The following is a 14978-nucleotide window of genomic DNA, read 5'->3' on the forward strand; positions in this document are numbered from 1 at the left end:
GGGGCGGTTCGCGAACCGCCCGAAAATGGTTTTCTGTATATTCTGTGCATTGGGCGGTTCGCGAACCGCCCCTACAATAATCAATTCCTTTCCAATCCGATTTACATTAACCCCGTTCCGCCGGAACTGAAAAGAATGTACTTTGAGCTAAATAATCTCTATTATTAGCATATATATAAAGAAGCGACCCATCTTTTATTGTATTGATAACCCTACGACTTATTCCCTGGGGAAGTGCAGGACAACCGAGACTTCTACCCAGCCTGCCGGATGAAGCAATAACAGACGGATTAGAATACGAAGCTCCATGTATAACAATAGCCCTTTGCTTTGCGCGGTCATTAATGCCCTTCTCCAAACCATCCAGAACAAGAGAGTAGCCATTTCTTCCCTGGTACGTATTCTGTGTTATAAAAAAGCCCAGAGAGCTTTTGTATGAACCATTCTTATTGGAAAAAGAAGTGGTATACAAATCTCCACTGTTCCGGCCATGTGAAACAACCGAAGTAAACAAAAGCTTCTTTTGCTTTACATTGAACACATAAAACCGCTCTTCGGAAGAAGGCTTGGTGAAATCTATTAATGTAATAATATCTTTCTTCTTTTCCTGAATCTTATTATAGCCAATAACAGCTTGCTGAAATGCTACATAGTTAATCGTATTCTCTAATTCCATCTCAGCATACAATTGATAAGGATCTATATCATCGGACGGATGTATCGCCGTTCTCTCTTCACTTACAGAATAACTAACCGGACGGATTGCAAATAACAAAATAATTAAAAACAGTTTTCTCATATCGGATAAATTGGATCAAACAAAATTAGAGTTATTCTAATCATCAGTCCGTTAAGCAATTATAAAAGAAAAGGCAGATTAACATAATTAATAAGAAAGAGATGAAATTAAAATAGATAATATTTAAATCCGGCTTTTCAAATGCAGTTTAGCTCCTAAAACGTATATTTGTAATCTAAACTGAACATGTTAAAATAAGAACATCTAAACTACCCTAAAATGAATGCATCAGATTGGATAGATCATCTCGATTTAATTCGCCATCCTGAAGGAGGATATTACAAAGAAGTATTCCGCTCCGAAAAACAAGTAAACGATAATAAGTCGTCAATGACTTCTATATATTATTTATTGGAGAATCAAGATATATCTGCTTTTCACCGGCTAATCTCTCCGGAAGTTTGGTATTACCATGCCGGATACCCCTTGATGATATATGTTATTCATCCGGATGGAGAACTGACAAGTCACTTAATGACCAGTAACCCCTCGGGAGAGTAGCAGGTTGCTATTGAAGCAGGATGTTGGTTCGCTGCCGAGATTCCATCGCATTTCGGATATGCCCTTGTTAGCTGTGCGGTTGCCCCGGCCTTTTCTTTTGATGATTTTGAATTAGCCACCATAGAAGGCTTATCGAAACTCTATCCTCAACATCAGGAATTAATCGAACGGCTATGTATATCTGGTAAACAAAAGAATGGATAAAGTAAAACCGCTGGATTTCTCCATAACATCAGTAAACGATTCCAGTAAAGCATTCCGGACGGACTATATTTTCCTGACTAATGAATTTGGCATTTTGTATGATATGTCGCATATCATACAGAATTTACTTTCTACCCATCGCTCGATGGAACTTCCGGGACCATTCTTTTTCAGACTGAATCAGCCTTACAGATTAAGAGAAGGAAGAATTGTTCTCTTATTACAAGGACAGGTAACGATACGATATAACCTGATTGAATATACGGTCTACCCTTCTCAAATATTGGTAGTACCTATAGGCTCTATTGTTGAAATCATTCATGTCAGGCCCGACACGATACTCCGAATGACAGGTTTTAGTCCAAGTTTTACACCTTTCGCCCGCAGGGATGAGCATATTGAATATTATTGGGGATACAAACAGAGTTTGATTATTCCACTTTCGGAAAATGAACTGGAAATTGCAGACGGGTACTTTAAACTGATTTGGAATACAGTACAAGCAGAAGAGTTTTACCGGGACGCTGTCCAACATCTTATTGTCGCTTTCCTCCATTATATTAACTATATACGAAGGGAATTTCATTCTACCAGTGATGTGAGAATAACACATCAGGATGAACTATTCAACCGGTTTATTTCATTGGTTAATAAACACAGCATCCGTGAACGAAACGTAGGCTTTTATGCAGATAAGCTTTGCCTTACTCCACGTTATCTGAATACAGTCATCCGACAGGTAAGCGGACAGACAGTAATGGATTGGATTAACCAAGCGATTATTATAGAAGCTAAGGTGTTATTGAAACATGATAACTTATTGATCTATCAGGTAGCTGATAAGCTTAATTTTTCTAATCCTTCATTCTTTTGCAAGTTCTTCAAAAGAATGACAGGGAAAACACCGCAGGAATACCAAGGGAGTTGAGAGTTAAAAGTTGAGAGTTGAGAGTTAGCTGCGCGATAAAATAGACTCATTCCGCATGGTAACTCTCAACTCTCAACTTTTAACTCTCAACTAAATAAGGCTTTCAGCCTTATTTATATTCTTCCCAGCTCTTTATCGCAATATCATCCACACTCATTGTGCAGAAAGCATTGATAAACGCACTAGCCAGTCGGGCATTCGTAATCAGCGGAATATTCAAATCTATAGAAGCACGGCGTATCTTATACCCGTTATCCAACTCACCAGCAGTAAGGTTCTTCGGAATATTCACTACCATGTCTATTTCCTTATTATGCAACATATCAAGTGCTTGCGGATATTTACCTTCTTCACTCGGCCAATACACCAGCGTACTTTCAATGCCACTTTCGGCCAGAGACTTATGTGTACCGCCAGTCGCAAAGAGTTTATATCCTTTCTTCACCAACATACGTGCAGCATCCATCATATCCGCCTTTTGCTTCGGCGTTCCGGTAGAAAGTAAAATATTCTTCTGAGGTATGCGATACCCCACAGAGAGCATGGCTTTCAGTACAGCACATGATGTATCGGAACCGATACAACCCACCTCACCGGTAGATGCCATATCCACCCCAAGTACAGGGTCGGCCTTCTGCAAACGACTGAAAGAGAATTGAGAGGCTTTAATACCTACATAATCCAGATCGAACAGGTTCTTCGACGGTTTCTCTACCGGCAAGCCAAGCATTACTTTTGTAGCCAGTTCAATAAAGTTTATCTTCAGGACCTTGCTTACAAACGGGAAGCTACGGGATGCGCGCAGGTTACACTCAATTACTTTTATATCATTATCACGTGCCAGGAACTGGATATTAAACGGTCCGGAGATGTTCAGTTCTTTGGCAATCTCACGGCTGATACGTTTGATACGGCGTACAGTTTCCACATAGAGTTTCTGTGGAGGGAACTGAATGGTTGCATCGCCACTATGCACACCGGCAAACTCAATATGTTCGCTGATAGCATAAGCCACAATCTCACCATCTTTGGCCACAGCATCCATTTCCACTTCCTTGGCGTGCTCTATAAACTGACTCACCACCACCGGATGCTTCTTACTTACATTGGCTGCCAGTTTCAGAAAACGTTCAAGCTCTTCATGGTTGGAACATACATTCATCGCCGCACCCGAAAGTACATAAGACGGACGAACCAAAACAGGGAAACCAACTTCGGCAACAAAGTCATTGATATCTTCCAATGACGTTAATTCTCTCCAACGAGGTTGATCTACGCCGATACGGTCGAGCATAGCAGAGAACTTCTCACGGTCTTCCGCATTGTCAATGCTTTGAGCAGATGTACCGAGGATATTTACATTCCGGTTATCCAGACGAAGGGCAAGATTATTCGGTATTTGTCCACCGGTAGATACAATGACTCCATGTGGGTTTTCCAGTTCGATGATATCCATTACCCGTTCGAAGGTTAGTTCATCGAAGTACAGGCGGTCGCACATATCATAGTCCGTTGAAACGGTTTCCGGATTGTAGTTGATCATGACGCTGCGCCAACCTTCTTTGCGGATAGTATTCAAAGCTTGTACTCCACACCAGTCGAACTCTACGGAAGAACCGATGCGGTAAGCACCGGAACCTAGTACGATGATGGATTTATGGTCGCCCAGATAGTTCACATCATTACCAACACCGTTGTACGTCAGGTACAGGTAGTTGGTTTGGGCAGGATATTCGGCTGCAAGGGTATCTATTTGTTTCACCACAGGAACAATACCCATTTTCTTACGGTATTGACGTATGAGTTCAATGTGTTTATCCTCCATCTCTTCTTTCCACAATGCGCGGGCAATCTGGAAGTCAGAGAAACCTTGTTGTTTGGCACGGCGCAAAGCCTCACCCCAACCCTCTCCAAAGGAGAGGGAGCCAGAAGTTACAGCATGCGCTTCATTATTAGTCAAAGCATTCTCTATTCCCTCTTCCTTGGAGAGGGCTAGGGTGAGGCTGGTGTTTACAATATTCATCAGCTTTTGCAGGAACCATTTATCTATCTTTGTCAGGTCATGTATCTGGTCGATGGTATATCCGGCGCGGAATGCTTTAGAGATAACGAAGATACGTTTGTCCGTCGGTTCACGTAGTGCTTTATCAATATCACTGATAACGAGTTCTTTGTTTTCTACAAAGCCGTGCATACCTTGTCCGATCATGCGCAAACCTTTTTGAATAGCTTCTTCGAAGGTTCGTCCGATAGCCATCACCTCTCCTACCGACTTCATGGAAGAACCCAGTTCACGGTCAACACCGTGGAACTTACCTAAATCCCAACGCGGTATTTTACACACCACATAGTCTAGCGCCGGTTCAAAGAAAGCGGAAGTCGTTTTGGTTACAGAGTTTTTCAGATCGAATAAGCCATAACCCAATCCCAGTTTGGCAGCAACAAAAGCCAGCGGATAGCCGGTAGCCTTAGAAGCCAAAGCCGATGAACGACTCAAGCGGGCGTTTACTTCAATTACGCGATAGTCTTCGGATTCCGGATCGAAAGCGTATTGTACATTACACTCTCCTACTATTCCGATGTGACGAATAATGCGGATAGCCAGTTCGCGCAGTTTATGGTATTCCGAGTTAGTCAGGGTTTGAGATGGAGCAATGACGATAGACTCGCCCGTATGGATGCCCAGCGGGTCGAAGTTCTCCATATTACACACCGTAATACAGTTATCGAAACGGTCACGCACCACTTCGTATTCTACCTCTTTCCAGCCTTTCAGACTCTTCTCTACCAACACCTGTGGAGAGAAAGAGAAGGCTTTCTCGGCTAATACATTCAGTTCTTCTTCATTATCACAGAAGCCGGAACCTAATCCGCCAAGTGCATAAGCCGCACGGATAATGACCGGATAACCTAGTTCTTTGGCAGCACGGCGTGCATCTTTGATATTATCTACGGCTTCGCTCTTGATTGTTTTTACGTTGATCTCGTCAAGTTTATGAACGAACAGTTCGCGGTCTTCCGTATCTATAATGGCTTGTACGGGGGTTCCGAGTACTTGTACGTTATATTTTTCCAGGATGCCGCTTTTATATAGTTCTACACCGCAGTTCAGTGCAGTTTGTCCACCAAACGCCAGCATAATACCTTGTGGCTTTTCTTTTTGAATAACTCTTTCTACGAAGTAAGGAGTTACAGGAAGGAAATAGATTTGATCGGCTACACCTTCACTGGTCTGCACCGTAGCAATATTCGGATTAATAAGTATCGTTTCAATACCCTCTTCTTTCAGTGCTTTCAATGCTTGCGAACCGGAATAGTCGAACTCTCCTGCTTCACCAATTTTCAAGGCACCGGAGCCAAGAAGAAGAACCTTGCGGCAACGTGCCGCTTCGGGGTTTCCTTGCGGCTGGTCTTCTTTATTCACAAAGTCAGTTAACCGACCACTATACATTGCATCCACGAAGATATCAAACAGAAACTCCGTATCCGTAGGCCCGGAAGCAGCTTCGGGATGAAATTGTGCAGAGAACCAGGGATTGGTTTTATGTTTTATTCCTTCGTTAGAGCCATCATTCATATTAATGAAAAGCGGTTCCCAGTCGGCTCCGAGTGTATTGTTATCTACTGCATAACCGTGATTCTGGCTGGTGATAAAACAACGTTCTGTTCCTACCATACGTACCGGTTGGTTATGACTACGATGACCATATTTCAGTTTATAGATGCTTGCACCACCTGCTTTAGCCAACAATTGATTACCCATACAAATTCCGAAGATAGGCAGATTAGGATTCTGCATGGCTTTACGGATATTTGCGACTGCCGGCCCGGCAGTGTCCGGGTCGCCGGGACCATTACTTATGAACAGGCCATCAAACTCCAGATGATTGAAATCGTAGTTCCAGGGAACACGGATAACTTCAACATCACGTTTCAGCAAGCAACGGATGATGTTGGTTTTTACGCCGCAATCAACCAATACTACTTTCTTTTTATCCGCTCCTTCGTTGTAACGAATGACTTCTTTACAGGATACCTGATCTACGTAGTTTACGCTTTCATAATCCAATTCGGTCAATCCTACAGACAGTTTATCTTCTTCTCCTTCTTTTATCTCATCATCGAATACAATGCGTCCCATCATCACACCGTGCTCACGCAACACTTTGGTCAACTCGCGGGTATCAATCCCGGTAATCCCCGGAACTTGTTCGCGTTTCAACCAATCGGCAAGACTTTCTACGGCATTCCAGTGGCTATATTCGTGCGAATAGTCACTAACAATTATGGCTTCGGCATGTATTTTCTCACTCTCCATAAACGTAGCCAGGCCATTAGGCTCTACACTAAAGGGAGGTACTCCATAGTTACCTACCAGTGGATAAGTAAGCGTCATCAACTGTCCGGCATACGATGGGTCGGTCAAGCTTTCAGGATACCCCGTCATGGCGGTATTGAAAACAACCTCTCCCGCTACCGGCTTCTCATAACCAAACGACTTTCCGTGGAAACGGCTCCCGTCGTCAAGGATTAAAGTCACATTTCTCATGTACAAACTAAAACTGATATATTTGTTCTACGTAATCAATAAATGCTTGATTTACAAGCTTCACGCCGCCTGAGGTTGGATAGTCGCCACTAAAGTACCAATCGCCCGTATGCCCGGGGCAGGCTTCACGAAGCCCGTCGAGGGTTTGATATACAATTTCAACTTTGGCTTTTGTACCCTTAGGGGTTAGCACCTCAACAATCTTGGCAGATATTTCTTCGTCAGTGAAGGGCGCATAGATGTCTTTTACATAATTCACCATTTGTTCCCGCGGCAACTTTTGTTGTTCTTTTGCTTTGTTGTAAGCCCGTTCAATAACGTCTTTCATATCTCTGTCTCTCAGCAATTCAACTGCTGCTTTGAAGGCGATAAACTCATTCATACGAGCCATATCTATGCCGTAATAATCCGGATAACGTACTTGCGGAGAAGAAGACACAATAACGATTTTCTTCGGATGCAAACGGTCCAGAATAGCAATGATGCTTTGTTTCAGCGTGGTTCCTCTGACAATACTATCGTCAATAATCACCAGGTTATCCACACCGGGAACGATGCTTCCATACGTTATATCATAAACATGGGTAGCCAGGTCGTTCCGGCTGTTACCTTCGGCTATGAAGGTACGTAGTTTGATATCTTTAATAGCCACCTTCTCGCTACGGATACGCATGGAAAGAATTTCTTCCAGTTCCTCATGATTTGGGTTATGCCCCAGGGCTTCGATACGCTTTGCTTTCTGTTTATTCAGGTAGTTATCAAAGCCTTCCAGCATTCCATAAAAAGCAACCTCCGCGGTATTGGGAATGAAAGAGAAAACGGTATGTTGAATATCTCCATTAATGGTTTTCAGAATCGGATCGACCAGGTTGCGTCCCAGCATCTTCCGTTCGTTGTAGATATCCTTATCACTACCACGCGAGAAATAGATTCGTTCGAAGGAACACTTCCGCACTTCGCGAACTTTATTGATCTGTGACAACCGCATCTTACCACCTTTGCTCATCAGGATGGCTTGTCCGGGTTGCAGTTCTTTGACAGATTCGGCCGATACGTTAAAGGCGGTTTGGATAACCGGACGCTCGGATGCTACTACCATTACTTCGTCATCCATATACCAAAATGCCGGACGAATGCCCCAGGGGTCTCGTACGGCAAATGATTCTCCGCTTCCGGTAATTCCGCTAATCACATAACCACCGTCCCAATCCTTACTCGATGTTTTGAGTACATTGGAGAGGTCTATCCGGTCTTCGATACCGTGGGTGATGTCCATTCCGGTAAGCCCTTCCCTTTCGCATTCCTGAAAGAGCCGTTCAACTTCGCGGTCTAACCGGTGCCCCACCTGTTCTAACATAATATAGGTATCGGCATATTTTCGTGGATGTTGCCCGATGGCTGTAATCCGGGCGAATATCTCATCGACATTGGTCATATTGAAGTTACCACATAATGCCAGATTCTTTGCCCGCCAGTTATTTCTTCTCAGGAACGGGTGGACAAACGATATACCCGACTTTCCGGTGGTACTATAACGCAGATGCCCCATATAGACTTCTCCGGCAAAGGGAAGGGTTCTTTTGGCTAATCCCGCATCATGCAGTTCGTCTTTGGAGAGGTGCTTGAAATGATTCTGCACCGTTCCAAAAATCTCCGTAATTGCTCCCGAGCCTTCGGCGCGTTCACGAAACATATATTCTTCTCCGGGATTGGCTTCCAGCTTTACGCAGGCCAACCCGGCACCTTCTTGTCCGCGGTTATGTTGCTTCTCCATCAAAAGATAGAGTTTATTTAACCCATACATCCATGTGCCATACTTCTCCTGGTAATATTCCAGAGGTTTCAGCAACCGGATCATAGCTACGCCACATTCATGTTTTATCATTTACGATTTAATTATTTACGATTTACGATTGATGTTACATTGTATATTTACGAACTTACTTCAATCGTAAATCGTAAATAGTCAAATCGTAAATCTCTTTATTCTACAGTTACAGATTTGGCGAGGTTCCTGGGCTGATCTACATCCATTCCTTTGCATACAGCTACATGGTAAGACAGTAGTTGCAGGGGTACGGTGGCAATCAACGGATCTAAACATTCCATTGATGCAGGAACTTCAATACAAATATCTGCAATTTTACTAATTATTTCGTCACCTTCCGTTACAATAGCGATAACTTTTCCCTTGCGGGCTTTAATTTCCTGTATATTACTCAGGACTTTTTCGTACAATCCGTTTTGTGTGGCGATAACCACCACGGGCATTTCCGCATCAATCAGCGCAATGGGTCCGTGTTTCATTTCCGCTGCGGGATATCCTTCGGCATGTATGTACGATATTTCTTTTAATTTCAATGCGCCTTCCAAAGCTACGGGATAGCTGTACCCACGTCCCAAATAAATGAAGTTATGCGCATAGGTGAATATTTTTGAAAGTTCGGCAATGCCGTCATTGAGTTTCAATACCTCTTTCATTTTTTCGGGTATATGGCTTAGCTCTTTGACGATTTTCAGGTATTCATCTTCACTGATTGTTTTCTTTTCTTTGGCCAGGGTCAATGCGAGCATGGTGAATACGGTAACCTGCCCGGTGAATGCTTTGGTAGAAGCGACTCCAATCTCGGGTCCCACATGGATATACGATCCCGTATGTGTGGCGCGAGGTATGGACGATCCTACCGAGTTGCATATACCATATATAAATGCTCCGCGGCTCTTGGCTAATTCTACCGCGGCCAGCGTATCGGCGGTTTCGCCCGATTGGGAAATGGCTATTACCACATCTGTTTCATCAATCACCGGGTCGCGGTAACGAAACTCTGAAGCGTATTCTACTTCGACCGGGATACGGCAGAAGCTCTCAATCAGATGCTTACCAATCAACCCAGCATGCCAGGATGTACCGCAAGCTACAATGACGAAACGTTTTGCATTCAACAACTTTTCTTTATAGTCAATAACAGCCGAAAGCACTACATTGTTTGCATCCACGTTAATACGCCCGCGCATACAGTCGTAGATACAATCCGGTTGCTCCATGATTTCTTTGAGCATGAAGTGCGGATAACCTCCTTTTTCGAGCTGTCCGATGTTCATCACCACTTGTTTAACTTCGGGGGTAGATTCTACATTATTCAGGTTTACTACTTTCAGGTCTTTACCCCGGTGGATAACGGCGATTTCGCCATCTTCCAGATAAACCACCTTATCGGTATACTCTACAATTGGGGTAGCATCCGAAGCCAGAAAGAATTCATCTTCGCCAATTCCCACTACCAGCGGACTGCTTTTGCGGGCAGCAATAATCTCGTCCGGGTGATCTTTCTCCAGTACGGCAATGGCGTACGCTCCAATTACTTCGTTCAACGCTAACTGAACGGCTGAAAGCAAATCCAGATTATTTGTTACCTTAATGTATTCGATGAGTTGAACAAGTACTTCTGTGTCGGTACTACTTTTAAATTCGTATCCTTTGGCCTGAAGTTTTTCTTTGAGAACGGCGTAGTTTTCGATGATACCGTTATGGATGAGAGCGAGTGTTTCGGAAGAGGAATAATGGGGGTGGGCGTTAGCTGAGCATGGTTCTCCGTGGGTGGCCCAGCGTGTATGTGCAATACCAATGTTACCGGAAATATCTTTGTTTTCGACGAAATCTTCGAGTTCGGAAACTTTTCCTTTCGCCTTATAAACATTTAATTGCTGTTGTTCACTAATCAATGCTACCCCCGCACTATCGTATCCACGGTACTCTAACCGCTTCAATCCCTTTATCAGGATAGGGTAGGCACTTTTTTTACCAATATAGCCTACAATTCCACACATTATACAGATCGTTTTAAATTCGCCTGCAAATATACGTTTTTTCTACTTTTTACATACAAAAGATAGATAAAAGATTGCAAAAAAGTAATTCAACTTACAAAACAACACAAAAGAATCTATTTTTGTGTTAACAAAGAACTGCGCAACGGCATCATACTATCAATCTAAAAAGTGTCGAAAGGAGGCTTCCTGAAAGGGCGTACTTTTCTTTAAATTTTTGCATGTAAAAAACGTGTTTTTTACATGCAAAAATTTAAAGAAAAGCAATAGTAAGATTTAAGAAGATATACAGCTTACCATTTTTCCCTTAATCGTGATCTTATCAGAAGAGAAATTTTCCGTAATATTCAGAAGTATACTATCTTCGTCAAACTGGAAGGTAATTCCAAGCGCACTTATCCAGTTTACATAATGTGCTTTAAGCTGCAAAGTAGAAAATGACTGCCAACCATAACTACCAGCTACCCGGAAAGGACCATCTATACCTTTGAAACGATCTACTGGGTTTATAGAATATGGTGGGTAGGAATCCATTAACGTTTTTAGCCATTGTTTATAACCAAATACAAGATCATAAACAGCCCCATTCTTTTCGGTAACTGTCATTACAATTTCTCTGGGGTTAAATTGCAGACTGAGTGACTGCCAACCATATTTGTTTGATTCCAGAAGAATGTTCTTTCCGGTATAATTCCGGGCAACCCGTGAGCTAACCCTTCCCTGTGCCACAGGCAGTTGGTACGTAGTTTGTTTCTTTTGTAATAACTTATAGTCCTTACCCGGCGTCAGTGACGTATCGCCTGCTTCGGGCAGTAAACGGTTCCAAACCAACCGACGCTGATTACGACCGTTTATCAATGTACATTCGGTAATAACAACTACCATATCTTTGTCGGGAGCGATCAGAACATACTGTCCCAAAGCCCCATCAACGCATACAGAACCGGGATACTCGCAAAGCCACAACAGATAGCCGTAACTTTCATCGTCGTAAGAGTCCATCTGCTTGCTTGTCATCTCCTTTACCCAGGATGCAGGGAGGAGTTGTTTTCCTTCCCACATACCCTGATTAAGCAACAGTAAACCGAACTTGGCTAAAGATTCGCTTTGGATATACAGCCCCCACCCACCGGTATTAAAACCTTCAGGACTTACTTCCCAGGCCACATCTGTGATGTTCATCGGGGTAAACAGTTTCAGCTTGAGATAATCAAGCAACGTCATGCCGGTTACTTTCTGCACAATGGCGGAAAGCACATAGGCGCTCATCGAATCATAATCAAATTGCTTACCGGGAGTTTTAACCGGTTTGGCCAGATACATACGTAGCCAGTCCGAATGATGATTACGCATGTCCCAATCCGGTGTGATGCCCGAACTCATATTGAGAAGATTGCGAACGGTCATAGCTGCCAGATTATCCGAAATAGAATCGGGGAGCAATTCAGGGAAGAATGTAGCTACACGATCGGTCAGGCGTAAGCGGTTGTCGGCGATTGCCAGACCTACTGCTGCTCCAACAAAGGTTTTGGAACAAGAATACACCGTCTGATTATATTCGGGAGCGAATGGAGCAGGATAAATTTCACCTATTACTTTACCGTGCCGGATGACCATTACGCTGTGGATATCAGTTTTTGGAAGAGCAGTCAGTGAATCGAACAGAGCGATAACGGCTCTGGAAGGAACACCTTCTGCTTCGGGGGTAGAACGGGGTAGTTCATTAACCTGCGCACAAAGAGTTGCAGGAATGAAAAGATAAAGACTCAGTAACAATATATAGCGTATGTTTCGCATAAGACCTATTTATCTAATGAAAAACCGAGTTTTTCTAGCCCGTTCTTCACGTCCGGATGACTCATAAAGAGCTTCCATAACAATCCGGTGCGGTAGTTTTCGATCATCACAGCTATTGGGCCCTGATCAATCGCAAGGTAACGCTGCGGATACCAGTTGTCAGTTTCACTGAAAGCATCATAGAATCCATAAGGGCCGAATACTTTATCGCCCATTCCATAGAGGTGGCGCATAACCTGCAACGATTCTTCGGGTGTATAAACAACAGATGACAGGGTAGCCGTAGGAGAAATAACTCCCTGATCGTCGCGCTCGTTAGGAGCATGGCCTGCGTATCCATTTATGGAGTAGCTTGCGGTCAATCCCCAGCAATCGGGACCGAAACCTTTATACTGTTTCGGGTTACGGATACAATATGCCCGGTTTATCAATGTAAAGTTACGCATTTCCTCGAAATAGCCGGCGCAATATTTATCTTTCAATCCGGTGGGGTTAAGACCAAGGAAAGAATAGTGAGCCCAGAAAAGCGGTCCGGCTTCCGTGCCCTGATAGCGCAGATTCAACCTGATACCTTCTACTTCGTGCGGTTCCACAATCTCACCGTTTTCTGCCCATCCTTCATGATAAACAGCGGCAGGAACACCATAAGTCGGAGAAGCTGCGGCAAGAACGTACATAATGAGACATTCGTTGTAACCACGTACGGGAAAGTTCATCTCCCAGGCATATTCGGGACTCCAATGCCAGTAAAGCACATTCCGATTGTCCTGGCGATAGAAATTCCAGTCTACCTCCCGCCACAATTTGTCAATGCGGGGGACAAGAGCTTTCTCCCGTTCATTCCCATTGTTATAGTATTGATGAACACAAAGAAGAGCCTGCATAAGGAAAGCTGTTTCTACCAGATCGCCGCCATTGTCTTTAGCGCTAAAGGGTTTCACTTTTCCCGTATCGCCATACCACCAATGGGGGCAAGCACCATGAAAGCGATCGGCAGTTTCAAGGAAGGAAATAATCTTTTCCATACGTTCCAGGCCCTCTTCACGCGAAACGTAGCCCCGGTCAATGCCAGCCAGTATTACCATGATGCCGAAACCGCTTCCACCGGAAGTAACCACATTCTCATCATTTTCCGGATAGATACCATCCAGATGAATGCGCTCGCGCGCCAGTCCGCTGTTAGGCTCGGCTCCATCCCAGAAATAATTGAAGGTTCTCCGCTGTACGGTATCCATCAAAGCATCATCGCTCAGTTGATCGGCTCCCGGGCTTTTACACTGGGTAAAGCCCAGGAGCATGAAAAGAAGTAAAAAACTATATCTAATACTCATACCTATTATTTTTATAGGAGGGAAGAAGTCAATTCATTCTCAAGTCAACAAGTACAGGATAATGGTCGGAAAGATAGACATTATCCGGTGTATCCTGAATGACACGATAACGGTCTACTTTTGTACCATGGGTAACAAATACGTAGTCCAGTAACATACGCTCTTCCAATGGCAATTGCCCGAAATCGTGGAAAGACCACGAAGGACCGTAAGCGATAGCCGCTACCTCTGAAGCATTCTGCATCCCCCCTCCTTCTAAGGTTTGCAGAGGTTCTTCATCGGGTGTACAGTTGAAATCTCCGGTAATGACAGCAGGCATATCGGGAACAATCTCTTTGATTTTACTCAGGATAAGGCGGGCACTTTCCTTACGTGCCACTCTTCCGTCATTATCCAGGTGCGTATTGAAGAAAACAATTTTCTTTCCGTTGCTTTTTTCTTGCAGGACAGCCCAGGTAGTGATGCGGTTGTAGGATGCATCCCAACCTCTGACGCCAAAGGTTTCAGGAGTTTCGTTAAGAGCAAAATTACCGTATTCTATAAGTATAAACCGTTGTGAATTAAAGAATACCGGACAGTACTCGCCTGCTTCTTTTCCATCATCACGCCCTACTCCGAGTGCGGTATATTGCGGAAGTCCTTGTTTGAGATCCTCCATTTGGTTATGGCATACTTCTTGCATTCCCAAAAGGTCGGGCTGGTAGTAGGCGATCATCTTGCAGACATCGTCTTTGCGGTACTTCCAGTTGTTCGGACCGTCCGAAGGAGCATCCAACCGGATATTGAAAGTCATGACTTTCAGCGGTTGTGCTTCCTGAGCGGGTTGGTCTTTGCAACTGTAAAGGAACAGGATGCTGCAAGTGCAGATTATCAGGGTTATATATTTCATTGTTTTAATTCGTTTAATTTTATCATTCTATTGGGTTTTATGCATTTTTGTAGGGTTATGATGTAAATGATTAGCTGTAGGGGCGGTTCGCGAACCGCCCGAAAATGGTTTCCTGTGTATTCTGGGCATTGGGCGGTTCGCGAACCGCCCCT

The 14978-nt window shown here is 43.8% G+C and carries 8 protein-coding genes and 1 pseudogene; 2 read left to right on the forward strand and 7 right to left on the reverse strand.

Going from position 1 to position 14978, the window contains the following annotated elements; translation table 11 throughout:
• Window positions 1-106 precede the first annotated feature (106 nt).
• Window positions 107-799, reverse strand: a complete 693-nt coding sequence (locus D0T87_RS22685) for a murein L,D-transpeptidase catalytic domain family protein (protein WP_163178301.1) — start codon at window positions 797-799, stop codon at window positions 107-109.
• A gap of 219 nt (window positions 800-1018) precedes the next feature.
• Between D0T87_RS22685 and D0T87_RS22690 the strand changes: the two are divergent.
• Together D0T87_RS22690 and D0T87_RS22695 are read left to right on the forward strand one after the other, a co-directional pair.
• A pseudogene (locus tag D0T87_RS22690) lies at window positions 1019-1504 on the forward strand (cupin domain-containing protein).
• The gene (locus tag D0T87_RS22695) at window positions 1497-2432 is read left to right on the forward strand and encodes an AraC family transcriptional regulator (protein ID WP_163178303.1); all 936 of its coding nucleotides are present in this window, start codon (window positions 1497-1499) and stop codon (window positions 2430-2432) included. Before D0T87_RS22690 ends, D0T87_RS22695 begins: the two are co-directional and overlap by 8 nt.
• Window positions 2433-2541: 109 nt before the next feature.
• Here the strand turns inward: D0T87_RS22695 and carB are convergent, their stop codons facing one another.
• The 6 genes from carB to D0T87_RS22725 form a co-directional block, all read right to left on the reverse strand.
• Window positions 2542-6981 carry a carbamoyl-phosphate synthase (glutamine-hydrolyzing) large subunit gene (gene carB / locus D0T87_RS22700; protein ID WP_163178305.1) on the reverse strand — a complete coding sequence of 1480 codons (4440 nt, stop codon included), beginning with the start codon at window positions 6979-6981 and terminating at the stop codon, window positions 2542-2544.
• Between the two features lie 7 nt (window positions 6982-6988).
• A complete protein-coding gene (locus D0T87_RS22705; RefSeq protein WP_163178307.1) occupies window positions 6989-8866 on the reverse strand; it encodes an amidophosphoribosyltransferase in 1878 nt (625 codons plus the stop codon).
• Between the two features lie 98 nt (window positions 8867-8964).
• A complete protein-coding gene (gene glmS, locus D0T87_RS22710) occupies window positions 8965-10809 on the reverse strand; it encodes a glutamine--fructose-6-phosphate transaminase (isomerizing) (RefSeq protein ID WP_163178309.1) in 1845 nt (614 codons plus the stop codon).
• Window positions 10810-11085: 276 nt separating this feature from the next.
• Complete coding sequence (gene bas-suc, locus D0T87_RS22715) at window positions 11086-12606, reverse strand: 3-succinylated cholic acid synthase (RefSeq protein ID WP_163178312.1); 1521 nt, start codon at window positions 12604-12606, stop codon at window positions 11086-11088.
• Window positions 12607-12611: 5 nt separating this feature from the next.
• Window positions 12612-13937 carry a glucoamylase family protein gene (locus D0T87_RS22720; protein WP_163178314.1) on the reverse strand — a complete coding sequence of 442 codons (1326 nt, stop codon included), beginning with the start codon at window positions 13935-13937 and terminating at the stop codon, window positions 12612-12614.
• Window positions 13938-13965: 28 nt separating this feature from the next.
• Complete coding sequence (locus D0T87_RS22725; RefSeq protein ID WP_163178316.1) at window positions 13966-14826, reverse strand: endonuclease/exonuclease/phosphatase family protein; 861 nt, start codon at window positions 14824-14826, stop codon at window positions 13966-13968.
• Window positions 14827-14978: the final 152 nt, after the last annotated feature.

Origin of the sequence: Bacteroides sp. 51 (assembly GCF_010500965.1) — a bacterium.
Lineage (GTDB): Bacteria > Bacteroidota > Bacteroidia > Bacteroidales > Bacteroidaceae > Bacteroides.